We start from the raw sequence: 24,146 nt of genomic DNA, 5'->3' as shown, positions 1-24,146 counted from the left end.
CCTTGTGGTGGGAAGCGTGTGGATTGTGTGAAGAGTTGGTGGATGAAGACGGGGAGAGGGAGACGGGGAGGATACTATTCACCCCAATGGCAGCCGCAGCACGGCCATGACGCCGCCGGCGGGGTCATTTTCCACGGCGATGGCCCCGCCGTGAAGTGCGGCGGCCTCCTGGGCCAGGGCCAGGCCCAGACCGGTGCTCTTGCGGCCCGTGTCCGGCCGGGGCAGGGAGTAGAATCTTTCAAAAAGCCGGTCCCGGGCGTATTCGGGAATGGCTGGGCCATCATTATGGATGCGCAGGGCCACCATGCCCTGCTCCACGCCGCCTTCCAGACGGATGCCACCACCGCGGGGGGTGAATTCCAGGGCGTTTTCCAGCAGCACATCCAGGGCCTGCCGGGCCAGCTGGGCCTCGCCGAGCATGGGCAGGGCGGGCGGCAGCTGGTCATCCACCCGAATCTCCCGCGCAGCCACCAGCCAGTGCCGCTCTTGCAGCACGCCGCGGGCGATGGCCGCCAGATCCATGGCCTCTGGCTCGCGCAAGGCCGGCCGCGCCTCCAGCCGGGCCAGGGTCAGCAGGCGTTCGATGATCCTTCCCATGCGCTCGCTCTCCCGGCGGACCTGCTCCAGAAAGCGCACCCGATCGATCTCGGGCATGGCCGGGTCTTCCAGCAGCTCCATGGCCGCGGTCACGGCTGTGAGCGGGGATTTGAGTTCGTGGGCCAGGGCCAGCACCGTGCGTTCCACGTGGGCCCGGCCTTCCAGCTCCGTGCGCATGGTTTCCACCAGCCCGCCCAGCTGGCGGATTTCCTTGGTGCGCAGGGAAGGCAACGCCGTGCGCCTGCCCTGGGCCACGGCCGCGGCATAACGCCCCAGCCGGATGACATCCCGCCCGTGCCACCAGGCCAGCACCAGCGAGAGCAACACCGCCGCGCCGAAAAGCAATACCCCGGCCCGCAGCAGCCGGGCCCTGGTGGCGGCGAAATGCGGTTCAATGCTGGCGGCCGGCTTGCCCACACTGAGCACGCCAAGGAGCGTGCCATTCCCGGCCAGAACAGGCGCGGCCACGTACATCACCGCCCCGGTGTCGGGATGCTGGGGCGAGGTCCTGGCGCCGTAGCGCCCCTGGAGCGTCAGGTGGACGTCGTTCCACTGGGAATAATCCTTGCCCACATCCTGGCCGCCGTCGGAATCGAAGCGGACGATGCCCCGGGCGTCTGTGATGTAGACGCGATGGTCAGTGCGGTCCTTGCGCACGCCCCAGACCACGGCATCGGGCTGGCGGGTGGTGTAGCGGGTCAGGGCAGCCACCAGCCTGCCATCCTCCAGCTGCCCGGCAGCCATGTCGTCCCGGGCCAGTTCGGCGAGCATGACCGAGGTGTCGATGAGTGTCTCTTCCACGGTCCGGCGCATGGCCGGCTTGAGTTCGTCGAGGACGATATCCAGCAGGAAGACCAGACTCAGGCCAGTCAGAAAAGTCAGAGCCAGGAAGAGCTTGCGGCGCAGGCTCACGGTTTGCGTTCCTGCAGGGAGTAGCCGAAACCGCGGTGGGTGATGATGGGATCGAACTCCGGATCCACCTGCCGCAGCTTGGCCCGGAGAGACTTCACATGCGTGTCCACACTGCGCTCCAGGCTGGTGTCCGCGCTCTGCCAGGCCTGTTCCATGATCTGCCCCCGGGAAAGCACCTGCCCCGGGGCTTCCAGGAGGCGCAGGAGGAGCAGGTACTCATACTTGGTCAGGGCCAGGGGGACATGTTGATAGGCGATGTGGCAACGCTGGCGATCCACCTGAAACAGGGAACCCGTGCCCTGCTCAGGCGGGGATGCCGGCACAGCGCCTGGCGCGGCAGGTGGCGGCAGCGGCGCCTCGGGCGGCAGCACCCGGCGCAGCACGGCCCGGACCCTGGCGGCCAGCTCCCGCGGGCTGAAGGGCTTGGTGACGTAATCGTCCCCGCCAAGCTCCAGGCCCACCACGCGGTCCACCTCGTCGTTGCGGGCGGTGAGAAAGATCACGGGGACGCCGGAGGGCTTGAGCTCGCGGCAGACGTCCAGGCCACTCATGTCCGGCAGGCCCACGTCCAGGATGACAAGATCCGCACCGGCTTCCCGGAAGAGCGCCAGCCCCTCCCGGCCCAGGCCGCGCCAGGAGACGGCGAAGCCCTCGCGCGAAAGGGCATAGACCACGGCGCTGGCGATGGACTCTTCATCCTCGACAAGCAAGATGCGGGGGCCGGAAGTCGTGGTGGCAGAGATGGCGGCAGTCATGGGGCGAGTATCCTATGGAACAGACACCCTGTCCAGAAGGAGAACCGCAACATCAGGCTGCTGTTAATTTTCCCTCACTTGACCTGGTTCTGCAAGTCCTCTAGAACCATGCACACTATGAACTGGGATTGGGACAAACTCAATGCGCGAAAGCCGCAAGGCCCCTGGGGCTCCCGCCCTGGAGGTTCCGGCGGCTCTGGTGGCTCCGGTGGCTCTGGCGAAGGCCCGGATCTGGACAAATTCAAAGACACCTTGAAGCAGCTCAAAACGCCCGGCGCCAAGGTTGTGCTGGCCGTCATCGTCATGCTGTGGATGCTCACGGGGTTTTACATCGTGGAGCCTGCCGAGGTTGGGGTGGTGCTGCGTTTTGGCGCCTACCATCGGGTGACGGATCCGGGCTGGCATTACCACCTCCCCTACCCTGTGGAGCGGGTGCTCACCCCCAAGGTGACCGAATTCCGCCGCGTGGAAGTCGGCTTTGTTTCCCTGCAGGGCGGCCGGCAGTACCAGCAGGGGCAAAACCGCGCCAAGCCTGAAGAAAGCTTGATGCTGACGGGCGACGAGAACATCGTGGACGTACAGTTCATCGTGCAATACCGCATCAAAGAGCCCGTGGAGTTTCTGTTCAACGTCCAAAACCAGGACGACACCGTCAAGCATGTGGCCGAGGCAGCCATGCGCGAGGTGGTGGGCTACAACCTCATCGACAGTGTGCTCACGGACAAGAAGGAATCCATCCAGGCCGATACCATGCGCCTGATGCAGGGCGTGCTGGACCGCTACCGGGCCGGGATTCAGGTGGTGGCCGTGCAGTTGCAGGACGTGCATCCCCCCAAGGAAGTGGCTGACGACTTCAAGGATGTGGCCAGCGCCCGCGAGGACAAGAACCGCTTCATCAACGAAGCCCAGGCCTACAGCAACGACATCCTGCCCAAGGCCCGCGGCGAGGCCGCCCGCATCGTCAACGATGCCAAAGGCACACAGCAGGGCGTGATCCGCAAGGCCCAGGGTGAGGCCGCCCGCTTCTCTGCCGTGCTGGAGGCGTACAAGACGGCGCCGGATATCACGCGGGAGCGACTGCGCATCGAAACCATGGAAACCATTCTGTCCAACCCGCAGATGGACAAACTTCTCATGGAGGGTGACATCGCCAACCGGACCACCCCGTACTTTCAGCTGGTACCCCCTGAAGCCCTCGGGGCGTCCATGGCAGCCCCCGCCGCCGGGGCTGCGCCGGCTCCCGGCCAGAACCTGACGCCTGGGACGCAAGGCTCCCGGGGGGGGCAGCCATGAAGAAGTCCCTCCTGTTGGGCCTGATGGTCTTTGTCCTCGTGCTGGCTGCGTCGCTGTCGTGTTACACGGTATCCCAGGTTCAGACGGCCATTATTCTTGAGCTTGGCCGGCCTGTGACGGTGGTGTCCGCCCCGGGTCTGCATTTCAAGCTGCCGTGGCAAAACGCCATCTGGTTTGATGCGCGCATCCTGGATTACGACGCCCGGGCCCGCGAGATTCTCACCAGCGACAAAAAAACGCTCCTGGTGGACAACTATGCCAAGTGGCGCATTACCGACCCCCTGAAGTTCTACCAAAGCGTCCGGACCATGGATGGCGCCCTGCAGCGTCTTGATGATGTCATTTACTCCGAACTGCGCGAAGCGCTGGGCCGCTACTCCATGACCGAGGTGGTTTCCGCCAAACGCGCAGCCATCATGACGGAAGTGACCGAGCGGTCCTCCCGGCTCATTTCAGAGTACGGCATTGAGGTGGTGGACGTCCGCATCAAGCGCACCGACCTGCCCGAACAGAACCAGAAGTCCATCTACAATCGTATGTCTGCCGAACGAAAGCGGCAGGCCAAGCAGTACCGCTCCGAAGGCGAGGAAGAAGCCGCCAAGATCCGCTCCGAGGCAGACCGGGAACGCACGGTGATTCTTGCTGAGGCCCGGCGGGAGGCCGAGGTTCTCCTGGGCCAGGGGGATGCCGAGGCAGTCCGCATTTATGCGGATGCATACGGCGCAGACCCGGATTTCTACGCGTTTTCCCGCAGTCTTGAGGCCTATGCGTCCGGCCTCAAAGGCCGCACCCGCATGGTGCTTACGCCAAACGCGCACGGCTTTTTCCAGTACCTGCCGTAACCATCTCCAAAAAACCGCGGCGCCCCCCTGCGCTGGCTGAGGGGTCGCCGCGGTTTTTTGGATATTGCCAACGCAAACTAGATATTGTATTGTTGTTTGCACCTTCGCTCTGCCGAATCCCCGCATCTTCGTTCCGGCAATGCGGGTTTTCCCTAGTCCGTGTTTGGCAAATACAACCTCCCTCGGATCACTGAAAATATTACCAAGAATCCATCTACACCCAAACAGGCTATCGCCCAACTGTAACATGTGACAAGCTTTGGTACGCTATTGTATCACCCACAGCAGAAATCGCATCAGCCGAAGCCCCTTCACTTTCCGGGCGCGAGGCCTAGCGGTGCATAAACTTTACTCTTTTTTTCTCGTCTCGCCCGGTGTGCGCTGGCATTGAATTTGAATTACGTATGCACTTGCGTGTGTGCGAGCGTGCAGCACACAGGCAAGAGGGTACATTGCCCTTCATTGCTTCAAGGAAGATGATTTTTGTTTCGTTGTTCCTTTTGGGCGGCCAGGTGGCCGCGACGGGGACGGGAGAAGTTGTGCGGGAATGCCTAAGGCAATCAGTTGCTCGATGCGTTCCTTGGGAGCCCGGTCTCCCTTGATGATTCTGGATATCATCGAAGGATGGACACCCAGATCAACTGCGAGCCGGTTTTTCAGAATCCGATGGTAGGAGAGCCAGGCCTCGAGCTTATGCTGGCGATCTTTGTGAGGATCCGCAAGCAATGCCGCGAGGAAGCTGTCTCCCGAAGAAGAAGGAGGGGGGGCGCTTGAAGGAGGAGAGTCTGTCATGAGCAGGTCAAGAATTTGAATTGTTTCTTCGATTATATTATAATTACCAGAACAGCTTGAACGAACTACTGCCTAGATATAGGGCAGTTTTTTCTCTGTCAAGGTGAATCGGGAGTCAGCCTCCCTTTTCTCCACACACCATAAGGAGTTGCCGCGTGCCTGGTTTTGAAGAAATTTTCGATCGCATCAAGGTTGCCACCAACACTCGTACCCAGGTGGAGCTCGCAGAAGTGCTCGATATTCGGCAATCGAGCATTTCCGATGCCAAACGCAGGGATTCCGTGCCGTCCGACTGGTACCTCAAGCTCTTTGAAAAATACGGGCTGAACCCGGACTGGCTGAAAAGCGGCCTCGGGCCCATGTACCTCAAGAGCGAGCAGGGCTACGAGCCGTATGACGGCCCCCAGGCTGCCAGCTTGCGCGAAGAGGCTGCCAAGTATGCCGAGCCGGACAGCAAGGCCCAGATCGTCACCGTGTTTGGCATGCAGGGTATCGACGCCGCCACGGGCAAATGGATGCCCAAAAGCATCGGCAAACTGTCCATCCCCCTCTCCCTGGCCAGAACCAGCATCACCGTGGTAAAAATGGATGCCTCCTCCATGGAGCCGCTCATTCGCCGTGGTGCGTATGTGGGATTGGATACCGACCAGAAAAACATCCTGTCCGGCGAACTGTACGGCGTGTTTATCCCGTTCGAAGGATTGGGCATCCGCCGTATCTTCCTGGATGAGGAAAAAGGCCGCTTTGTCCTGCGTACGGAAAATCCCGACCACCCCGAGCAATACCTGCCCGTGGAGAAACGCGACGAACGCGTGGTCGGCCGGGCGGTGTGGGTGCTGCAGCAGCTGTAGCCTTCGCCAGAGTCCTTGCTGACGCGCCTAATGCGCCACACCCAGCCGCGGGGGGGAGTCCTCCTCCGCGGCTGTTGCGCGCCCTGGCGCCGGCAGATGAAAAACTCTGCAAAGCCGACCGGTTCTTCGTTGCCTCCTGCGCGCATTTGCTGCAGGATTGCCGGGCTGCAGAGTTTGGCTGCCGGCCCATCCCGCCACTGGAGGTCTCCGCATGGTCACTGCGCCACCCGCCTCGCCTCAGGGGCTTATGCCCCAGCATATTTACGATTTTCTTGCCGCTCGCGTGCTAGGCCAGGAAGAACCCCTGCGCGGCGTGGCGGTGTCCATTTACAAGCACCTGCGCGGCATCCGTGGCGGGCGGGTCTTTCTCATCGGCAGCTCGGGCACAGGCAAAACAACCCTGATGCGGGCCATTCAGCAGTTTTTCATGAGCCATGAGGCCTTCCGCCCGTTTGCGGCCATGTGCATCGTCAATGCCCGCACCCTGGTGGATGAGAATGGCGATGTGGACGTGCTGCGCGTGTTCCAGCATCTGGAGGTTGATGCCCGGCGGCTGCTCGGCCCCGATGCCCCGCCTCAGGCCCTGATAGCCCAGATGGAGCGCGGGACCATCTGCCTGGATGAGGTGGACAAGATTTCCGGCCGCCTGGCAGGAAAGCCCGACGTGACCGGCCTCTCCCTGCAGCAGGCCCTGCTGACCTTTATTGAGGGGGAACAGGTCCGCTATGTGTTGCGAGACCCGGCCGGGCAGCGCATGGAGGCGGCGCTGAATACCGGTCGCATGTTCTTCCTGTGCGGCGGGGCCTTTGAGGAACTGTACAATCAGGTGTACCACCGCGTGGAGAACAAGGAGGACGAGCGCCGGCTCAAGGAGGTCCGCACCTACGATTCCCGGCTGGGCATGCGTACGGACATTCTCTTTTCCCTCAAGGAATACCTCAAGCTTTCGGACCTGTACGCCTATGGCATGGCCCCGCAGTTCATCTCCCGCTTCTCAGGCGTCACCCTGCTGGACGACCTGAACCCCGGCGTGTTGCGGGACATCCTGCTCAAAAGCGAAGACTCTCCCTACCGCATCTCCCGTCAGTACTTCAAAACCATGCGCATCGATCTGGCGCTGACTGCCGACGCCGTGGATCTCATCGTGGACAAGGCCTATGACAACGCGCGCATCGGCGCACGGGCCCTGCGGGAGGTGTTTTCCAAGGTGATCACCGCGCTGGAATTTGATCCCTTCGGCAGCGGGCTCCTGCAACAAAAGGACGACGGCTGGCAGCTGGTGGTCCGGCGGGAACTGGCCCTGGCCAAACTGCACCAGCACCAGGAAGAGGACGCGCCCGAAGCCCTGCGGCAGGCCGCCGCCGAGCTGGGGTGAGTCATTGGTGAGGACGCCGGCCGGAACCGCTATTGCACCGGGATGATGCGCTGGGAAAGTGCCGCCACCTGCAGCTGGTAGCTCGTGAGCCTGGCGATGAGATTTGCAAATCTGGCGTCCTGGGCGTATGGGGATTTGCCGAGATTCGGACCCAGCTCCGCGAGCAGATCTTCCATGTTGTGGCTCAGGTGCCGCAGCCGGTTGCCCACGTAGCCAGCCATGATATTGCTGACGGCATCTGCCTTCAGAAAATGGTCAAAGTACAGAAACACCAGATCAAAGCAGTTTTCGGCCTGCAGCCTGGCCTGTTCGATCTCGCTCAGAAAGTAGTTGGCCACACCAGCACGGGCCGGGGAGCTTTTCTTGTCCTGTCCCATGAACTCACTGGCCTCGGCCAGGGTCTGGACAAGGAGCTTGTGCATGTTCATGTACGCTTCCATGTCAAAAGGCGGAGGCGTGTTGCGGTCTGGCTTGTCCTTTTTGGCCGGGGGCTTGGCTGGCTGGGCGGCAGGTTTTTTGGCCGGGGCAGCGTGGGCGCCCTCCACGGCGCAACACCACCCCGCGAGGACCAGGGCCGGGAGCAAGAGGAACAGGAGCGTGCGTTGGAGCATGCCATGACCACTAACGCAGTCGCGCCGGGCAGACAAGATCTCCCCTGCGGGTGTGCCACAACTTTCACCCTCCACCGACAGCTGCCACAACGCCAGCCAGTATGACCCACCCAACCGATCCCCTCTCCCTGGATGCCTTGTGGCGCGGTCTGGCCGTGCCGCTCGGCTCGCTGGTGTTGTTCATGTCCATCAGCCTGCTGGTGGCCAATGTGCTGGAGGCCATGAACTGGACACGCGTGCTGGCCCGGCTGGCTGCACCGCTGGTACGGCTGGGGCGACTCAAGGACATTTCCGGCGCCAGTTTTTCCATGGCCTTTGTCTCCGGCTTTGCGGCCAACACCCTGCTGGCCGAGAGTTATGAGCAGGGCCGGCTTTCGCGACGCGAGCTCGTGCTGGCCAATCTGTTCAACAGCATGCCCACCTATTTTCTACATCTGCCGACCATGTTCTCCCTTGCCGCCCCTTTCCTCGGTCCTGTGGCAGGGTTGTATGTGGGCCTGACCTTCCTGGCGGCCATCCTGCGCACTGTGGGCATTGTCCTGGCAGGGCGCCTGTTGCTGCCCCCCATTCCCGAAGGCTGTGTTGTGTGCCGGTTGGACGAACGCAAGGCCCGCACCCCCCGGGAGGCCCTGGCCACGGGCTGGCGGCGGTTCCAGAAACGTATCCGCAAAGTGGTGCTCATCACCGCGCCCATCTATTCCGCCATGTATTTTGCCAGGGTCTACGGCCTGTTCGATACCATGGAGACCTTTTTGGCACGTCATGTGGGCGACCTGGGCGTACTGCCGCCGCAGGCGCTGTCCATCGTGGCCTTCCATCTGGTGGCCGAAACCACCTCGGGGCTGGCCGCCGCCGGCGCCGTGCTGCAGGGCAGCGAGTTGCCCGTCCGCACGGTGGTGCTGGCATTGCTCATCGGAAACATCCTCTCCTCCCCGATGCGCGCCTTCCGCCACCAGTTCCCGTATTACGCCGGCATCTTCAAACCGGCGCTGGCCGCGCGTCTGATTGTGTACAGCCAGACCCTGCGCGCCGCCAGCATTGCCCTGGTGGCGATTTGTTTCGCCATTTTTACGTCCTGAGGTCTTCAAAATCCGGGCGGCTTTGGATATGGAGCCTGGAGCATCTTTGATCAACGTTACAGCAGGAGCGCGACAGTGCAGTTCACACCCACGGACCTTCCCGGGGTTTTTCTGTTAAAGCCCAAAGTGTTCGGCGACGAGCGGGGCTTTTTCATGGAAAGCTACAACGCCCGTCTGTTTGCCGAGCACGGGCTGGATTTTTCCTTTATCCAGGACAACCATGCAAAATCCGCTGCCGGTGTGCTCCGCGGACTGCATTTTCAGCTCCCGCCCATGGACCAGACCAAGCTGGTGCGGGTAACGGCCGGCAGCGTGTACGACGTGGTGGTGGACCTGCGTGTCGGTTCACCCACCTTCGGCCAGTGGCGCGGCTTTACCCTCTCGGCCGAGAACTTCCTGCAGCTGCTCGTTCCCCGCGGCTTTGCCCACGGCTACGTGACCCTTGAGGACGGTACGGAGTTCCAATACAAGGTGGATAACTGGTACGCCCCCGAACTCGACGGCGGCATCCTCTGGAACGATCCCTCCCTGGGCATCGACTGGCCCGTGGAGGCGCCCATGCTTTCTGCCAAAGACAAGCTTCTGCCCCGCCTCAAGGATTTCAAATCCCCTTTCACCTTCAAGTCCTGATCCGCCCCGTCACCAAGGAGACACGCGATGAGCGACGCCACCGTCCCCCAGTCCACCACCCGCGACCACCCCTTGGGCCGCTGCCAGGCGGTTATCCTTGCCGGCGGATCAGGCACCCGGCTGTGGCCGCTTTCCCGGGCCATGCTGCCCAAGCAGCTGCTGGCCCTCAAGGGCAGCCGCACCCTGCTCCAGGAAACCGTGGACCGCTCCCTGGCCGCCTTTCCCCAGGAGCGCATCCATGTGGTGACCAACGAAGAACATATCTTCGAAGTCAAAAAGCAGCTCAAGCCCATTGGCCAGGAGCTCACGGCCAACGTGCTTTCCGAGCCCATCGGCCGCAACACCCTGCCGGCCATCTTGCTGGCCATGGCTTCCATTGCCGATCGCGACCCGGAAGCGCTGGTGGCGGTGTTCCCGTCGGATCATTTCATTCACCATCCTGAAAAGTGGACCACCGCCCTGGCCCGTGGCTGTGAACTGGCCGCCCAGGGCTGGTTCGTTACCTTCGGCATCATTCCGGACAAACCGGAAACCGGCTACGGGTACATCAACAAAGCCGAAGCCCTGGGCGAAAACGCCTTCCGGGTGGCCGGGTTCGTGGAAAAACCGGATCTGGAACGCGCCAAGACCTTTGTTAGCAGCGGTGATTTCTTCTGGAACTCCGGCATGTTTGTCTTCAGCCTGCCGGCCTTCCTGGAAGCCGTGGAGCGCTACCAGCCCGAGCTTTTCAAATGGTGGCAGCAACGCGGCGAGCGGCCCCTGGTGGCCGGCTATGGCACGCTGCCGGATATCTCCGTGGACTACGGCATCATGGAGCAGGTGGATCGTATTGCCATGGTGGCCGGCGACTTCGGCTGGGATGACCTTGGAAGCTGGGAAGCGCTCTACCGCCTGGGCATGAAGGATGAGCAAGGCTGCGTGGTGGAAGGCGACGTCCTGGCCGTGGACTGCAAGAATTCCCTGCTCTTCTCCCGCGGCGCCAAGCTGGCCGCCGCTGGCGTGGAAAACATCATCGTCGTCCAGACCAAGGACGCCACCCTCGTCTGCAGCATGGAGCAGGTCCAGAAGGTCAAGGACGTGGTCCAGCTGCTCAAGACGCAGGGCTCCCCGCTGGTGACCACCCACGTCACCGTGCATCGCCCCTGGGGCAGCTACACGGTGCTGGAAGAATCCTCTTTCTACAAGCTCAAGCGCATTGTGGTGTTGCCCGGGGCCAAGCTTTCCCTGCAGATGCACCACCACCGCAGCGAACACTGGGTGGTCATTTCCGGCACAGCCCTGGTGCAAGTGGGGGAAGAAGAAAAAATCCTGGTGGAAAACCAGTCTGTGGACATCCCCAAAGCCACCAAGCACCGGCTCTCCAACCCCGGCAAGGTGCCTGTGGAGATCATCGAAATCCAGAACGGCCCGTATCTGGAAGAAGATGACATCGTCCGCTTTGAAGACGTGTACGGCCGCAAGCCCGCCGGCTAGCCCGGCACCGGCATCCAACAATCGGCATCCAACCATCAAACGCCCCTGGCGCCATGTGCGCCAGGGGCGTTTGTCCTTTTGACCATTTTGCCCTATGAATCCATGTATGTCGCATCCAATGTGCCAATTTTCCTCCAGGGACAACAGACAGAACCCCACACTGAAGGTTTCACTAGTATTGATTATCCTATTGTGCGCCGCAACGCCCCTCGTCGCTCCCCCTGGGAACGCCACTTGGGAAAAACTTCAGCAACGCCTGGGGACATATTCGCAAGCAGACGTGGTCCTCTTTGGCGATTCCATAATGGCACAAATAAATACCGCTCGTGAATTCGGGATGTTACCATTTCGGAATCGCGCTGTCGCGGGCCGTCAGGCAACAATGGCTTTTTCGCAGTTCACCGCCGCCCTTACTCCCCAGACCCGCAACGTGGTGGTATTGCTCGGAACAAACGACCTTGGTCATGGCACGCCTTTGCCGAATATTGTAGCCTCCCTTGCACAACTAGGAGCGTACGCTGAACAACACCAGCACGGCCCCGTGTTCTGCAGTGTATTGCCAGCCACGATAGGACTTAACTCTACCCGAACTCCTGTTGTGGTACAAAGCCTCAATGCCATGATGCAGGATATGTGCGCACGATATGGCTATGGCTTCATCAACATCTATCCACAGTTTCTCGATCACTCTGGTGGACTGCGAGAAGACCTCACGTATGACGGCCTTCACCTTAATCGCAAGGGGCGAGCAATCTTGGCGTCTGCCATCAAGGCTTATTTCAGCCCACTCCGGCAACACCCCTACAGCACCAGCCCGGCCCATGCATCACCCTGAAATCGCAGCATCGCTATCACGCGACGCCAGAGAGCGACTTTTTCGGCACGTGGCGGCCAATGCTCCACGGAGCATACCGATTGATGCCCACGACTATTGGAATTAGTAAAGCAATATTTAACGCAACTTGAATAAGTGTAACCAGCGTGGGGTGCGACCAAGCCATCACACCTGTCCAACGCAATAGACGGGAGGAGAGGAATCCAGGATATCCGTGCAGTAGATATAATAGCAAACTGTTTTGCCCCAGAAATACGAGCAAGCTGTTGACTGGTAATTTCGCGCATAACGCGTTCATGGCAAGGATACCCGAAAAAGCTAAACTATACGCATATGGAATATTTGACACCGAAACAATTGTCTGAAGCCCAAATTTCCCATCTCCTAAATAAAGAACCACAGAATAAATAAATGCGTATATAAGACCTGACCAGGCAGATGGCCTCCCTACATATCGTTTAAAGTAATAACCAAATAAAAAATAGAGCACACCTGGAACAACATGCACGAAAATTCCAATTCCCAGGATTTGACGATATGGCTGTACAAACCCATGCAGCAGCCCTAAAAGTAAAATAAGTACTGGATACCACTTGATGTCCACTATGTGGCAAATTCCATACGCGGCAAGTGTCGTGAAAAACAGAACTGGCAGAAACCAAAACATACCGCCTGTTAAGAAATTGACCAGGCCGGCATATGCCGCTGACTCCAGGTTGTTTGCAAGGGCACCGCGCAGCAGTTCAATGCCAAAAAGCATCAAGCCAAACACAACATACGGGAGCAGCAGTGATTGCGCTCGAACAGCTAGCAACCGCTTGAATTCTTTATCCTTAGGAAAGAAGTATCCTGACAGAAAAAAAAACCACTGCATGTGGAAGCTATAAATTATATCCTTCCACAGCTCCGGAATCTCCAGATGACCCAAGATAACCAATATAATAGCGACCCCTTTGGCATGGTCAACCCACACAATTCTGTTTTTATATTCCAGTTTATTCATATTTATGACCTATGCCAATATGCGCCCCTGCTTTCTAACAGGAACTCAGTCAGTTATGAGTGAGAATTTGTGTAGTTCACTCAAATGGGCCCCACCCCGCGCCCCTCGCGCAGCCTGCGGGACCTCCTCACCTTGTTGCGTCTAGAATATACATAACACGACGTCAAAGGTGATATCCCCTACTTACGGCGGACAACACCTGATGACCAACTTTGCCACGAATAGTCCTTGAAGGGCGCAAAGAACTTGAGGCGCGGACAACCCAACAAAGGCGAGGCCGGAACGCTCTGCCAAGCGAGGACAAAAAAAGGCTTCCCCCCCGGTTAGGAAGGAAGCCCCGACGTAAAGACGATTGGCCTGAGTTGACTTTCGTATCAGCTTACTCCGCTGGCAGGGTGAACGGCGTCAGGGAGATGGCATCCTTGGGCAGCCAGGTGATGCCAAAGGACTGCCCGTCGGTGGTGGTGATCAGCCCGACTTCCACGGCAAAGGCGTTTTCCGCTTCCAAATCCGGGTCTTGCTCCACGATCAGGAAGCGTTGGAATGCGCCCATGTCCACACCCTCTGCGCCCTCCTCGGCTGTGGCGTTCATGGTGCTGTGCCAGGGAGGAGTCTGCACGATGAAGTTGCGAATCACCGTTTCCCAGCCCTTGGGCAAAAGCGGCGCCACCAGCACGCTGCCGCTGCTGATGCGCACATCAAAACCCATGACGGTCGCCTCGGGGCTCAAATTCGCATTGTTCACCGAGACAACGAACATGGGATTCTGTTCGGCGGAAGCATTCTCGGAGGCTGTTTGGCCAAAGGCCACCGCCGGCATGAAGAAGCACAGCATCACCAGAATCATGGCGCGCATTTGCATGATCATCCTTCCTTGCTGACGTGCAGGAATCCTTCCCGGGAGCCTTCGATTACTGCCTCATCCACACAATACGCCAGACGAATATATCCAGGCAAGCCAAATCCACGTCCAGGGACGGCCAGAATGCGCTGGGCCTGCAGTTTGGCCACATAGGCCAGGTCGTCTCCGCCGGGTGCCTTGGGGAAGAAATAGAATGCGCCCTTGGGCAACACGAACTCCACGCCAGCCTGCCGGAGCACATCGGCCATCAGATCCCGCCGGCGTTGATACAGCGAAACATGGTCGGTGTTGGCCAGGGCATCCAGGCACCCCGCGGCCAGCAGCTGCCCCAGGGCCGGAGCATTGACGTAGCCCAGAATCCGGTTGGCCAGGATCAATCCTTCCATCAGCTGCTGTTTGCCCGGCATGTCCGGGTGCACCAGCACATACCCGACCCGCTCGCCAGCCAGGGCCAGATTCTTGGAAAAACTGGTGATCACCACCGTGTATTCATAGAACGGCAGGGTCGAGGGCACGGGCAGGCCGTCGTACGCCAGAAACCGGTAGGGTTCATCGCACAGGAGGAACACCGGCCGCTGCTGGCGTGCGCTGGCCTTGCGAAGCAGCTCACCCAGGGTCTTGAGCTCGTCGGCACTGTACACCTGGCCGGTGGGGTTGTTGGGGGAATTGAGGATTAAAGCCCGGGTTTCGCCCTTGGCCAGTGCTGCCTCTATGGCTGCGAAATCAAGGCTGAAGTCCTCGGGATTGCACAGGGCCGTATCCAACACGCCGCCATGGTTGGCCACATAGGCGCCGTATTCCACAAAATAGGGCGCAATGGCCAGCACGCGCTCCCCGCGTTCCAGCACGGCGCGGAAAAAGGCGTTGATGCCTCCTGCGGCCCCGCAGGTGACCACCAGATCCGAGGCGGCGCAGGTCACACCCTGCTCCCGCGAGGCGTGGGCGGCCAGGGCCTCGCGCACCTGGGGGTAGCCGGCGTTGGGCATGTAGCCCAGCGCCATGGGTTTATCCATGGTATCCGCGAGCTTGTGCAGCATGGCCGCCACCTGTGGTGGGGGCGGCAGGTCCGGATTGCCCAGGCTGAAATCGTACACGTTGTCCGCGCCGTATTGAGCCTTTAACACCGCGCCGGCTTCGAACATTTTGCGGATCCAGGACGAATTGGCCAGCGCATCGGCAACTGCCGACGCCAACAACGAAGCACTCACGCTGCGCCTCCCGCAGTGCACCCCGGGTGGATTATCAGGGGATATCCAGGCCCAGGGTACGGTATTCGTTAAGTTTATTCCGCAAGGTACGCACGGAAATGCCCAGCAGTTCCGCAGCCTGCGTGCGGTTGCCGGAGGTTTGCTCCAGCCCGCGCATGATCATGATCCGCTCCATCTCCTGCAAGGGGATGACCTTGCCGCCCAGCATGTGCTCCAGGGCCTCTCCGGAAAAGGGCGAGGGAGCAGCATCGCCGTCCGCTTCCTCTTCCGCGACTTCCTGGGTGGTCATTTCCGGGGACCAGGAATCGTCATCCAGCAGAAAATGCATGGTATTGATGGGACCGCGGCCAGCCAGAAGCACGGCGCGCTCCATCAGATTCTGCAGCTCGCGCACGTTGCCGGGCCACTGATAGTCCCGGAGCCAGTCTGTGGCCTCGGGTGCGAAGTCCAGCCTGGGCATGTCGTACTGCTTGCAGAATTTGTGCACAAAAAAATGGGCCAGCAGCAGGATGTCCTCCCCGCGTTCGCGCAGAGGCGGCAGCTTCAGGGGGATGACATTGAGGCGAAAGTACAGATCCTGCCGGAATTTGCCTGCCTCCACCCATTCCTGGAGGGAACGGTTGGTGGTGGCCAGCACGCGCACATCCACCTTCACGGTCTCGGTGCCACCCACGCGGTCCAGCTCGCCTTCCTGCAACACGCGCAGGAGCTTGGCTTGCAGACCGAGATCCATTTCGGAGATTTCATCCAACAGGATGGTGCCGCCGTGGGCCAGCTCAAATTTGCCGGGCTTGCGGGCAATGGCGCCGGTGAATGCACCCTTTTCGTGGCCAAAGAGCTCGCTTTCCAGCAGATGTTCGGGCAGGGCCGCACAGTTCACAGCCACAAAGGGCCCCTGGGCGCGGTCGCTGCACACATGCAGGAACCTGGCAAACATTTCCTTGCCCGTGCCGCTTTCGCCGGAAATCAACACCGTGGCCTTGGAGGGCGCCACCTGCCGGGCCAAAGCCAGCACGCGGGAAACTACGGGGTGCTTCCCAATGATATCAAATGCTTGGACCTTGCCTGGCGACTTTTTCTGTGCTGCCGTCGCAGGCTCTCCCCGGGGCACGGCCGCGATAATCTTGTCGGCATCCAGAGGCTCCAGCCAATAATCGTGGGCACCCAGCTCCATGTAGCGCTGGGCTTCGTCGGGCGAGCCTTTGTCCGTAATGATGATGACCGGCGGGAAACTGTCCTCGCCCTCCGCCTCGGCCAGCAGTTCCTCCACACGGTACCCGGACATGCGAGGACGGGAAAAAACCAGCGCCGGGCGACGCTTTTGAATCAGGGCCAGGGCCCCGCGCAAGGACTCTGCCAGACCGGGCTCCAATCCCTCTTCCTTCAGCGGCGTGAAGAGTGGGGAAATGGTGGCTGCCGGGGCCAGAAACAGCAACGTTGCGGACATGCCTGTGTCTTATCCTCATTCCCGGTCGCTTTCAACGGGCTGGAAGCCTTTGACATCAACCGGACGTTGTTTTCTTTCTCGATCATGCATCCATTTCGGCGAACCGGGCGAGGCTGCATGGCTTGCGCTGTATCTGTCTCGCCATCTCTTTGCAGTAGCCGCAGGCGTGGCAATGCTTGTTGCAGATGGAGACTCTTTCAAAGAAATCGAGGGGGAAGGCGCGATTCGGCACCTGCAGCCGCCCGCGCAACGCCTCGGTGGTATCGAGCAAATCCAGCAGGTTGCCCGCATAGTGCCCTGCGAGATAGGCCAACACAATACGCTTCATGGCGACCGGCCCGCGGGAGCGGCCGCTGAGTTTGATCCCGTCCACCAACCCTTCGAGCGCGTCGGCATCCTCCGGCCGAATGAAAGGTGACGCCAGCACCCGCCAGGGTTCCTCCCAGAACCGTCGGAGGCAGGCAGCGTCCTTAACCATCTCGAATCCGTCCACCATCGCGGCTGCAGTGGCGTCCACCCGCCCCAGGGCCAGCAGGCTCTCATGGGTGAGCCGGTACGGGCATTGCCAGAGGCAGCCTTCATTGGCCAGCAGATGCAGCGCCGCCTCAGGCAGTTCCGTCTGTTGCGCCTCCCGAAAGGCCCGCAGCCGGGGCAGGTCACGGTTCAAGGCTCTGTCCGGAACGATGCAGCGCGGCGGTCTGAACCCAAGCTCCACCGTCATCTCCAGATGTTGCCGCATCTTGTCCCAACTGTCGAGCCCGCAATTGATGCTGGGGGTGGCTTCCAACTCTTTCGCCAGGGAGGGCGCCTGCCGGGCCAGCCTGGTGAGCAGCATGGCGTCCGCATAGACGATACCGGCCACAGTCGCGGAAGTCATGACTGCTTCCAGCGTCTGCACCACTCCGGAAATTCCTTCAGATACATATTGTTGCGGACGGTGAAACCGACTGTTGAGCAGCAGATACACCGGTGCCGGAGCAGCCGCGAGCATGGCGGCATGAGCGCTTGAATCCAGTGGCGTGTTGCAGCTTCTGGCGTCCGGCACCTCAGGCCGATGCAATGAGGCATACACACTGTGCACCCTGGCGGCTTGCGCCTGCAACAGGGCAAGATATGTTGCGTCGGGCAAAAGCGGCAGGTGCAGGTACATGGCGTCGGGGCTTCAGTTGTCTTCCGTACGTCAGGTGGCGGTGGTGGGGGTAAGGTGACAAGCCACCTCGTCCAACACGGCCAGCAACGGGGCAAAGCTGCCGCCGGGCTCCATGCTGGTGCCGAAAATGGCCTCGCGCCGGGCCTTCAGGGCTTTTTGCGAGACCATGCCGGGCACGGTCCTGGCCAAAGTCATGGCCAACCGCTCGGCCAGCAGATAGCCGTGAAGCTCCCGGACGAAGGCCTCCAAATTATGGAGGTACGCGTCGTGATTGTCCTCCAAAATTTGCAGGGCTCCATTATTTGGAGCACCGGCGAGGCAGTGTCGTGTTAACGCGTTGAGATGATTGAGGTGCGATCCAGGCAGCCCGGCCCGCCAACCCAGGAGCCATTCATTGCGCGGGAAAAGCAGCATGTGTTCACGGCCCAGGGCCAGGCATTCATCCAGCAGGAGTCGGGTGCGCAACAGCAGGGGATGTTCCCACTGGACGGGTTCAAGCTCCAGATTCCAGGCCGGCACATCATGCCGCGAGGGTTTGAGCCCGCCGAATTCCTCCAGCACATGCGCCAGCCAGGCATTGGCCTGGGGCGAGGATGGCGTTTCCAGATGCGCGTAGCTCAACAAATAGCGGCCGCGGCCGGCCCGGCCATGAATGATGCAGGGCTGACCAGCCAGAAAATCCGGACGCAGGGAGATGCCATAGGCCTGTTCCCACTCACCGAAGGTTTCCATGGGCAGGTGGGAGAGGGGCAGATCGGCAATCCAGAAATCCGGGCCAGGGGTGCCGTAGGTGGCCAGAATTTCGACCTCTTGTGAAGGAGTGGGGGCAAAACGGGCCGGCCACCAGATTGGCGCCAGGGGTGTATCGGGCAGAGTGGCCGGCACCAGCCCGTTGCGGTGCTGGCGATCCTGCAGATGCACATGAATGTGCCCGCTGACCAGATGCAGGAGCCGGTCGCCAATGGCGGCGCGGGTCCAGGGGCAAAGGGCCAGGCCGTATTCGCCCGTCAGCCCCAGGCCCGACCCGCCGCAAAATCCCACATAGCTGCCGCCTTCATGAATGTACTGGCGGATGGCGGCCATGCCGGTCTCGCCCAGGGCCAGGGCTTTGCGGCGCGCCACCCCGCCCGGCACCAGAAGCACATCCGGCGGGTTGCGCCTGAGCAGACCTTGGGCTATGTCTTGGCACCGCACGAGACGGTGAGGAACTTGAAAGGCGGACGCCGCCCGCCAGGCCAACAGACCCCACAGATGGGATTCGTCCCAAAGAATATGCAGCATGTTCAGTTAGGTATGACGAAGGTGCTTGGTGTGGGCAATCCGGTGCGCTGTTCCGGGTAACCTTAGCAGGCCAATCGCCCCGGAGGCAAGCGCGCCGGGGCGGATGTTTTTTCCCTGCCGCCGGCTCCGCCGGAGCGGCTTTGTTCGTCATGCATTCACCCTTCATCCTGTCCTGAATTGGAGCCGCAAATGGCTGCGAATGCCTCGTCTACTGATCAAGAACCCATTGCCCTGCCAAAGGGATACGAGCCTGGCGACGTGGAAGCCCGCTGGAGCGCCTGGTGGGAGGAGCGCGGATCCTTTGTTGCCGATCCCGATGCCCCCGGCGAACCCTATTCCATCGTCATCCCGCCGCCCAACGTCACCGGCTCCCTGCACATGGGCCATGCGCTCAACCTGACGTTGCAGGATATCCTCTGCCGCCATCATCGCCAGCTGGGCCGCAAGGTGCTCTGGGTTCCCGGCATGGACCATGCCGGCATCGCCACCCAGAACGTGGTGGAACGCATGCTGGCCAAGGAAGGCGTCTCCCGTCACGACCTGGGCCGCGAGGCGTTCATTGAGCGTGTCTGGCAGTGGAAGGAGGAATACGGCGGCCGCATCCTGAATCAGATCAGGCGGATGGGCGCATCGGTGGACTGGTCCCGCCAGCGCTTTACCCTGGATGAAGGCCTGTCCCGCGCCGTGCGCGAGGTCTTCGTTTCCCTCTACGAAGACGGGCTCATTTACAAGGGCAACTACCTGGTGAACTGGTGCATCCGCTGCCACACCGCCCTGGCCGACGACGAGGTGGAATTCGCGCCCAAGAAGGGGATTCTGTATCAAATCAAGTATCCTACGCCCGACGGAAAGGACGGCTTGGTGGTGGCCACCAGCCGACCCGAGACCTTGTTGGGCGACACGGCCGTCTGCGTCCACCCCGAGGACGAGCGCTACCTGCACCTGCATGGCAAGACCGTGCGGCTACCGCTGACCGACCGAGAAATCCCCGTCATCACAGATAACTACGTGGAAAAGGACTTCGGCACCGGGGCCCTCAAGGTCACTCCGGCTCACGACCCCAACGACTGGGAACTGGGCCGCCGCCACGGGCTGGAGGTCATTTCCGTCCAGGATGACGAAGGATTCATCAACGAAAACGCGCCGGAACGCTTCCGCGGTCTTTCCCGTGAAGAGGCCCGGGCCAGGGTCCTGGCCGAGCTGGCCGAGCTGGGCCTGCTCATGGGCCAGACAGAATACGACCACAACGTGGGCGTGTGTTACCGTTGCAAGAGCGTCATCGAGCCGCATGTTTCCTCGCAATGGTTCGTCAAGGTCAAGCCCCTGGCCGAGGAGGCCCTGAAGGCCGTGGCCGACGGACGGACAAATATCCACCCGGAATCCTGGACAAAAACGTACAATCATTGGCTGGAGAACATCCGCGACTGGTGCATCTCCCGCCAGCTGTGGTGGGGGCATCGCATTCCGGCCTGGATTTGCGAAGACTGCGGCGAAATGATCGTCGCCCGCGAAACGCCCACGGCTTGCTCCAAGTGCCAGGGATCAAAGCTTATTCAGGACGAAGACGTGCTGGACACCTGGTTCTCCAGCGCCCTGTGGCCCTTCTCCACCCTGGGTTGGCCGGACAAGACCAAGGATCTCGCAGCGTTTTACCCCACTTCCGTGCTGGTGACTGCCTTTGATATCATCTTCTTCTGGGTGGCCCGGATGATGATGATGGGCACGCGCTTCATGGGCACGCCGCCCTTCAAGGATGTATACATCCACGCCCTGGTCCGCGATGCCGAAGGCAAAAAGATGAGCAAATCCACGGGGAACGTCATTGACCCCCTGGATATGATCGACCGCTTCGGCACGGATTCCCTGCGCTTCACCTTTGCCGCATTCGCAGCCATGGGCCGGGATATCCGCCTGTCTGAAGAACGCATCGAAGGCTACCGCCATTTTGTGAACAAGCTCTGGAATGCCGCGCGGTTCTCGCTCATGCACCTGCCCGAGGCGCCGGCCATGCCTGCGCAGCCCCTGCATGAGACGCCCGGCGTGCACCACGCCTGGCTTTTCCATCGGCTGGAAGAGCTGAAAGTCCAGGTGCAGCAGGCGCTTGAGGGCTACCTCTTCAATGAGGCCGCCCAGGCGCTGTACAGTTTCATCTGGCACGAGTTCTGCGATTGGTATCTGGAAATGATCAAGCCCGAGCTCTCGGGCACGGACGAGGCCCGCAAGCAGGCCTGCCGCGCCTGCCTGTGGACCGGGATCACGGAGACGCTGACCCTGCTGCACCCGTTCATGCCCTTCGTGACACAGGAGATTTGGTCCTATCTGCCTGGCGTGGCTGGCGAAGACCTCTCGGCTCAGCCCTACCCTGCCCGCCGGCCCGAGTGCCTGAACCCGCGCGCGGCCCATGCCTTCTCCCTGATTCAGGAAACCGTGGTGGCCGTGCGGGCCATCCGCGGCGAACTGAACATCAGCCCCTCTCTGGAACTGACTGTGCTCATCCAGCCGGCCAATGCCGAGGACGGGCAGCTGTACGCCGAAAACGCGTCCATGCTCTCGCTTCTGGCCCGGTGCAAGGCCCCGACCCTGGGCACCGAGGACGCGCCCATCCATGCCCCCCGGGCTTCGGCCACGGCCGTGGTCCAGGGCAATGCCATCTCCGTGCCCCTGGCCGGCGCCGTGGACTTTGAAACGGAAATCGCCCGGCTGGACAAGGAACTGGCCAAGCTGGACAAGGAAATCACCATCGTCAACAAAAAGCTGGCCAACGAGGGTTTCCGTTCCAAGGCCCCGGCCGAGGTGGTGGCCAAGGAGCAGGAAAAGGTGGATATGATGTCCGACAAGTCCGCCACCCTCCAGGCCCGCCGCGCCCGGCTGGTGGAAGCCCGCGATGACGCCCAAACCGCCTCCGGCACCGCCGGGCAAGGGGGGAACGCATAATGCTGGTGTATCTCATCGGCGCCGGTCCGGGCGATCCGGGCCTCTTGACCCTCAAGGGCAAGGCTGTGCTGGAAACCGCGGATGTGGTGGTCTACGACTATCTGGCCAACCAGAGCTTCCTGAATTTCTGCAGGAAGGACGCGGAGATCATTTACGTGGGCAAGAAGGGCGGGGACCACACCCTGCCCCAGGACCAGATCAACCAGCTACTGGTGCAAAAAGCCAAGGAAGGCAAGGTCATAGCCCGGCTCAAGGGCGGGGACCCGTACGTCTTTGGCCGTGGCGCGGAAGAGGCCCAGGAACTCCTGGCCGCGGGCGTGAATTTTGAGGTCGTGCCCGGCGTCACCTCCGGTGTGGCCGGGCTGGCCTATGCCGGCATTCCGGTCACCCATCGCAGCTATGCGTCTTCGGTCAGCTTCATCACCGGGCACGAGGATCCCACCAAGGCCGCCACGGCCCTGCACTGGGACGCCCTGGCCAAGTCCGCCTCCACGCTGGTTTTTTTCATGGGGATGAAGAATCTGCCCGACATTGCCAAAAACCTCATGGCCGCAGGCCTGCCCGGCAGCACCCCGGCCGGGCTGGTCCACTGGGGCGCGACCTGCCGGCACCGCTCCTGCGTCGGCACCCTGGAAACCCTGCCGCAGCTGGCCATCGAGCAACAGTTCACTTCGCCCTCGCTCATTGTGGTCGGCGAGGTGTGCCAGCTGCATGATGAGCTGAATTTCTTCGAGAAACGTCCCCTGCTCGGCCGGGGCGTGGTCGTGACCCGGGCACGGGAGCAGGCCAGCGATCTGGCCAGCCTCCTGGAGGCCCAGGGGGCCTGCGTGCACCAGTTCCCGACCATCGCCGTGACCCCGCTGACTGATTGCTCGCATCTCGACAAGGCCTTGGATGCACTGAGCAGCTACGATTGGCTGGTCTTCACCTCCATCAACGGTGTGGAGCATTTCTGGAACCGACTGCTGACCACAGAACGCGACGCCCGTGCCCTGGCCGGCTGCAAGGTGGCGGCCATCGGCCCGGCCACGGCCCAGGGGCTGAAAGACCGCGGCATTGTGGCGGATTTCATCCCCGAGCGTTTTGTGGCCGAATACGTGGCCCAGGGCATGCTGAACCTGGGCGTGGCCGGGAAGAAAATCCTTGTGCCCCGCGCCAGGGAAGCCCGCGAGCTGTTGCCCGACGAGCTGCGCAAGGCTGGCTGCACCGTGGATGTGGTGGCTGTGTACGAAACCGTGCGCGCCGACTCCGACGCCGCAGCCCTCCTGGAAGTGCTGCAGGCCGGCGGGGTGGACTGCGTGACCTTCGCCTCCAGCTCCACGGTGGACAACTTCTTCTCCCTGGTGCCGGCGGACGAGTTCCGTCGTCTTGCACCGGAGGCCAAGCTGGCCTGCATCGGGCCAGTCACGGCCAACACCCTGCAAAAATACGGATTTGCCGTGGACATTCAGCCGGAGGACTACACCATCCCGGCGCTGGTCCAGGCGGTTACCACCCACTTCGCGCGCTGAGCCAGACCGCGCACAGCAAAAAGGACCAGCATGCTCAAGCTCGCCGTGTTGATCTCCGGCTCCGGCTCCAACCTGCAGGCCATGCTCGATCGCAAGGCCCAGGGGGCGCTGGATGTCGATTTCCGGCTGGTCCTCAGCAACAATCCCAAGGCCCAGGGGCTGGAGCGGGCGCGCCAGGCCGGCGTGCCCGCCCTGGCCCTGGACCATCGCCAGTTTTCCAGTCGGGAGGCCTTTGATGCGGCCATGGTCGCCGCCATCAGGGAACACGGCGCAGACACCATCGCCCTGGCCGGCTTCATGCGTCTGCTGACACCGGTGTTCCTGGGCGCGTTTCCCGGCCGGGTCCTGAACATCCACCCCGCCCTGCTCCCTGCCTTCCCCGGCGCGCGCGCGCAGCAGGACGCGGCGGCCTATGGGGTGGCCATTGCGGGCTGCACCGTACATTTTGTGGATGAGCAGATGGACCACGGCCCCGTGGTCATTCAAGCCGCGGTGCCCGTGGCTCCGGGCAGCGACACCGACACCCTGGCCGCGGACATTCTGACCTGGGAGCATCGCATCTATCCGCAGGCCTTGCAGTGGCTGGCCCAGGACCGGCTGCGGCTGGACGGCCGGCGCGTCCGGCTGGAACCGTTTTCCACCGCGGGCGCCCCCTGCGCGGGGGCGCTGGTTCATCCTCCTTTGGAACCAGGATTCTGAGTGATT

20 protein-coding genes are annotated in these 24,146 nt (G+C 61.5%); 11 read left to right on the top strand and 9 right to left on the bottom strand.

Annotated elements, in window-relative coordinates; genetic code table 11:
• Positions 1–78 precede the first annotated feature (78 nt).
• Together creC and creB are read right to left on the bottom strand one after the other, a co-directional pair.
• Entirely contained in the window at positions 79–1,509 is a 1,431-nt protein-coding gene (creC, locus tag ACYQ00_RS18745; protein WP_460033594.1) for a two-component system sensor histidine kinase CreC, read from the bottom strand.
• On the bottom strand, positions 1,506–2,264 hold the full coding sequence (creB, locus tag ACYQ00_RS18740) for a two-component system response regulator CreB (protein ID WP_460033593.1): 759 nt from the start codon (positions 2,262–2,264) through the stop codon (positions 1,506–1,508). Before creB ends, creC begins: the two co-directional genes overlap by 4 nt.
• 117 nt (positions 2,265–2,381) lie before the next feature.
• Here creB and hflK point away from each other — a divergent pair, with 117 nt between their 5' ends.
• From hflK to ACYQ00_RS18720, 4 genes are all read left to right on the top strand, one after another.
• A complete protein-coding gene (gene hflK / locus ACYQ00_RS18735; protein WP_460033592.1) occupies positions 2,382–3,557 on the top strand; it encodes an FtsH protease activity modulator HflK in 1,176 nt (391 codons plus the stop codon).
• Complete coding sequence (gene hflC / locus ACYQ00_RS18730) at positions 3,554–4,399, top strand: protease modulator HflC (protein WP_460033591.1); 846 nt, start codon at positions 3,554–3,556, stop codon at positions 4,397–4,399. Before hflK ends, hflC begins: the two co-directional genes overlap by 4 nt.
• 947 nt (positions 4,400–5,346) lie before the next feature.
• A complete protein-coding gene (locus ACYQ00_RS18725; RefSeq protein WP_460033590.1) occupies positions 5,347–6,042 on the top strand; it encodes a LexA family transcriptional regulator in 696 nt (231 codons plus the stop codon).
• A 211-nt stretch (positions 6,043–6,253) separates the two neighbouring features.
• Positions 6,254–7,417 (top strand): AAA family ATPase, encoded by a 1,164-nt coding sequence (locus tag ACYQ00_RS18720; RefSeq protein ID WP_460033589.1) that lies wholly within the window; start codon positions 6,254–6,256, stop codon positions 7,415–7,417.
• Positions 7,418–7,446: 29 nt separating this feature from the next.
• Here the strand turns inward: ACYQ00_RS18720 and ACYQ00_RS18715 are convergent, their stop codons facing one another.
• On the bottom strand, positions 7,447–8,028 hold the full coding sequence (locus ACYQ00_RS18715; protein ID WP_460033588.1) for a hypothetical protein: 582 nt from the start codon (positions 8,026–8,028) through the stop codon (positions 7,447–7,449).
• A 101-nt stretch (positions 8,029–8,129) separates the two neighbouring features.
• Between ACYQ00_RS18715 and ACYQ00_RS18710 the strand changes: the two genes are divergently transcribed.
• The 4 genes from ACYQ00_RS18710 (at position 8,130) to ACYQ00_RS18695 (ending at position 12,045) form a co-directional block, all read left to right on the top strand.
• Complete coding sequence (locus ACYQ00_RS18710; RefSeq protein WP_460033587.1) at positions 8,130–9,107, top strand: hypothetical protein; 978 nt, start codon at positions 8,130–8,132, stop codon at positions 9,105–9,107.
• Between the two features lie 75 nt (positions 9,108–9,182).
• Positions 9,183–9,737: a dTDP-4-dehydrorhamnose 3,5-epimerase gene (rfbC, locus tag ACYQ00_RS18705; RefSeq protein WP_460033586.1), complete on the top strand. Its 555-nt coding sequence runs from the start codon at positions 9,183–9,185 to the stop codon at positions 9,735–9,737.
• Between the two features lie 27 nt (positions 9,738–9,764).
• On the top strand, positions 9,765–11,210 hold the full coding sequence (locus ACYQ00_RS18700; RefSeq protein WP_460033585.1) for a mannose-1-phosphate guanylyltransferase/mannose-6-phosphate isomerase: 1,446 nt from the start codon (positions 9,765–9,767) through the stop codon (positions 11,208–11,210).
• A gap of 94 nt (positions 11,211–11,304) precedes the next feature.
• On the top strand, positions 11,305–12,045 hold the full coding sequence (locus ACYQ00_RS18695) for an SGNH/GDSL hydrolase family protein (RefSeq protein ID WP_460033584.1): 741 nt from the start codon (positions 11,305–11,307) through the stop codon (positions 12,043–12,045).
• A 16-nt stretch (positions 12,046–12,061) separates the two neighbouring features.
• On the opposite strand, the gene ACYQ00_RS18690 is transcribed toward ACYQ00_RS18695, so the two are convergent.
• The 6 genes from ACYQ00_RS18690 to ACYQ00_RS18665 form a co-directional block, all read right to left on the bottom strand.
• Positions 12,062–13,048, bottom strand: a complete 987-nt coding sequence (locus ACYQ00_RS18690; protein WP_460033583.1) for an acyltransferase family protein — start codon at positions 13,046–13,048, stop codon at positions 12,062–12,064.
• Between the two features lie 379 nt (positions 13,049–13,427).
• Entirely contained in the window at positions 13,428–13,910 is a 483-nt protein-coding gene (locus ACYQ00_RS18685; RefSeq protein ID WP_460033582.1) for a hypothetical protein, read from the bottom strand.
• A 2-nt stretch (positions 13,911–13,912) separates the two neighbouring features.
• Positions 13,913–15,118: a pyridoxal phosphate-dependent aminotransferase gene (locus ACYQ00_RS18680; protein ID WP_460033581.1), complete on the bottom strand. Its 1,206-nt coding sequence runs from the start codon at positions 15,116–15,118 to the stop codon at positions 13,913–13,915.
• Positions 15,119–15,152: 34 nt separating this feature from the next.
• Positions 15,153–16,565, bottom strand: a complete 1,413-nt coding sequence (locus ACYQ00_RS18675; RefSeq protein WP_460033580.1) for a sigma-54 dependent transcriptional regulator — start codon at positions 16,563–16,565, stop codon at positions 15,153–15,155.
• Positions 16,566–16,647: 82 nt separating this feature from the next.
• Positions 16,648–17,532 carry a hypothetical protein gene (locus ACYQ00_RS18670; RefSeq protein WP_460033579.1) on the bottom strand — a complete coding sequence of 295 codons (885 nt, stop codon included), beginning with the start codon at positions 17,530–17,532 and terminating at the stop codon, positions 16,648–16,650.
• Positions 17,533–17,745: 213 nt separating this feature from the next.
• A complete protein-coding gene (locus ACYQ00_RS18665) occupies positions 17,746–18,996 on the bottom strand; it encodes a BPL-N domain-containing protein (RefSeq protein ID WP_460033578.1) in 1,251 nt (416 codons plus the stop codon).
• A gap of 189 nt (positions 18,997–19,185) precedes the next feature.
• On the opposite strand from ACYQ00_RS18665, the gene ACYQ00_RS18660 reads away from it, so the two are divergent.
• From ACYQ00_RS18660 to purN, 3 genes are read left to right on the top strand one after another with little or no spacing between them, the layout of a single operon-like run.
• Positions 19,186–21,930 (top strand): valine--tRNA ligase, encoded by a 2,745-nt coding sequence (locus ACYQ00_RS18660; protein ID WP_460033577.1) that lies wholly within the window; start codon positions 19,186–19,188, stop codon positions 21,928–21,930.
• Positions 21,930–23,441 carry a uroporphyrinogen-III C-methyltransferase gene (gene cobA / locus ACYQ00_RS18655; RefSeq protein WP_460033576.1) on the top strand — a complete coding sequence of 504 codons (1,512 nt, stop codon included), beginning with the start codon at positions 21,930–21,932 and terminating at the stop codon, positions 23,439–23,441. The genes ACYQ00_RS18660 and cobA overlap by 1 nt, the downstream gene beginning before the upstream one ends.
• Before the next feature lie 30 nt (positions 23,442–23,471).
• On the top strand, positions 23,472–24,140 hold the full coding sequence (gene purN / locus ACYQ00_RS18650) for a phosphoribosylglycinamide formyltransferase (protein WP_460033575.1): 669 nt from the start codon (positions 23,472–23,474) through the stop codon (positions 24,138–24,140).
• Positions 24,141–24,146: the final 6 nt, after the last annotated feature.

The sequence above is a fragment of the Megalodesulfovibrio paquesii genome (genome assembly GCF_054653055.1).
This window is presented reverse-complemented; position numbering and strand designations above follow the sequence as displayed.

What these genes read in the sequence shown, in the direction of transcription:
- cobA (WP_460033576.1), top strand. Translation starts at nt 21,930, where the DNA reads ATGCTGGTGTATCTCATCGGCGCCGGTCCGGGCGATCCGGGCCTCTTG.
- hflC (WP_460033591.1), top strand. Translation starts at nt 3,554, where the DNA reads ATGAAGAAGTCCCTCCTGTTGGGCCTGATGGTCTTTGTCCTCGTGCTG.
- hflK (WP_460033592.1), top strand. Translation starts at nt 2,382, where the DNA reads ATGAACTGGGATTGGGACAAACTCAATGCGCGAAAGCCGCAAGGCCCC.
- ACYQ00_RS18690 (WP_460033583.1), bottom strand. Translation starts at nt 13,048, where the DNA reads ATGAATAAACTGGAATATAAAAACAGAATTGTGTGGGTTGACCATGCC.
- ACYQ00_RS18665 (WP_460033578.1), bottom strand. Translation starts at nt 18,996, where the DNA reads ATGCTGCATATTCTTTGGGACGAATCCCATCTGTGGGGTCTGTTGGCC.
- ACYQ00_RS18660 (WP_460033577.1), top strand. Translation starts at nt 19,186, where the DNA reads ATGGCTGCGAATGCCTCGTCTACTGATCAAGAACCCATTGCCCTGCCA.
- ACYQ00_RS18715 (WP_460033588.1), bottom strand. Translation starts at nt 8,028, where the DNA reads ATGCTCCAACGCACGCTCCTGTTCCTCTTGCTCCCGGCCCTGGTCCTC.
- ACYQ00_RS18700 (WP_460033585.1), top strand. Translation starts at nt 9,765, where the DNA reads ATGAGCGACGCCACCGTCCCCCAGTCCACCACCCGCGACCACCCCTTG.
- ACYQ00_RS18720 (WP_460033589.1), top strand. Translation starts at nt 6,254, where the DNA reads ATGGTCACTGCGCCACCCGCCTCGCCTCAGGGGCTTATGCCCCAGCAT.
- ACYQ00_RS18685 (WP_460033582.1), bottom strand. Translation starts at nt 13,910, where the DNA reads ATGCAAATGCGCGCCATGATTCTGGTGATGCTGTGCTTCTTCATGCCG.
- ACYQ00_RS18675 (WP_460033580.1), bottom strand. Translation starts at nt 16,565, where the DNA reads ATGTCCGCAACGTTGCTGTTTCTGGCCCCGGCAGCCACCATTTCCCCA.
- purN (WP_460033575.1), top strand. Translation starts at nt 23,472, where the DNA reads ATGCTCAAGCTCGCCGTGTTGATCTCCGGCTCCGGCTCCAACCTGCAG.
- ACYQ00_RS18695 (WP_460033584.1), top strand. Translation starts at nt 11,305, where the DNA reads ATGAATCCATGTATGTCGCATCCAATGTGCCAATTTTCCTCCAGGGAC.
- ACYQ00_RS18710 (WP_460033587.1), top strand. Translation starts at nt 8,130, where the DNA reads ATGACCCACCCAACCGATCCCCTCTCCCTGGATGCCTTGTGGCGCGGT.
- creB (WP_460033593.1), bottom strand. Translation starts at nt 2,264, where the DNA reads ATGACTGCCGCCATCTCTGCCACCACGACTTCCGGCCCCCGCATCTTG.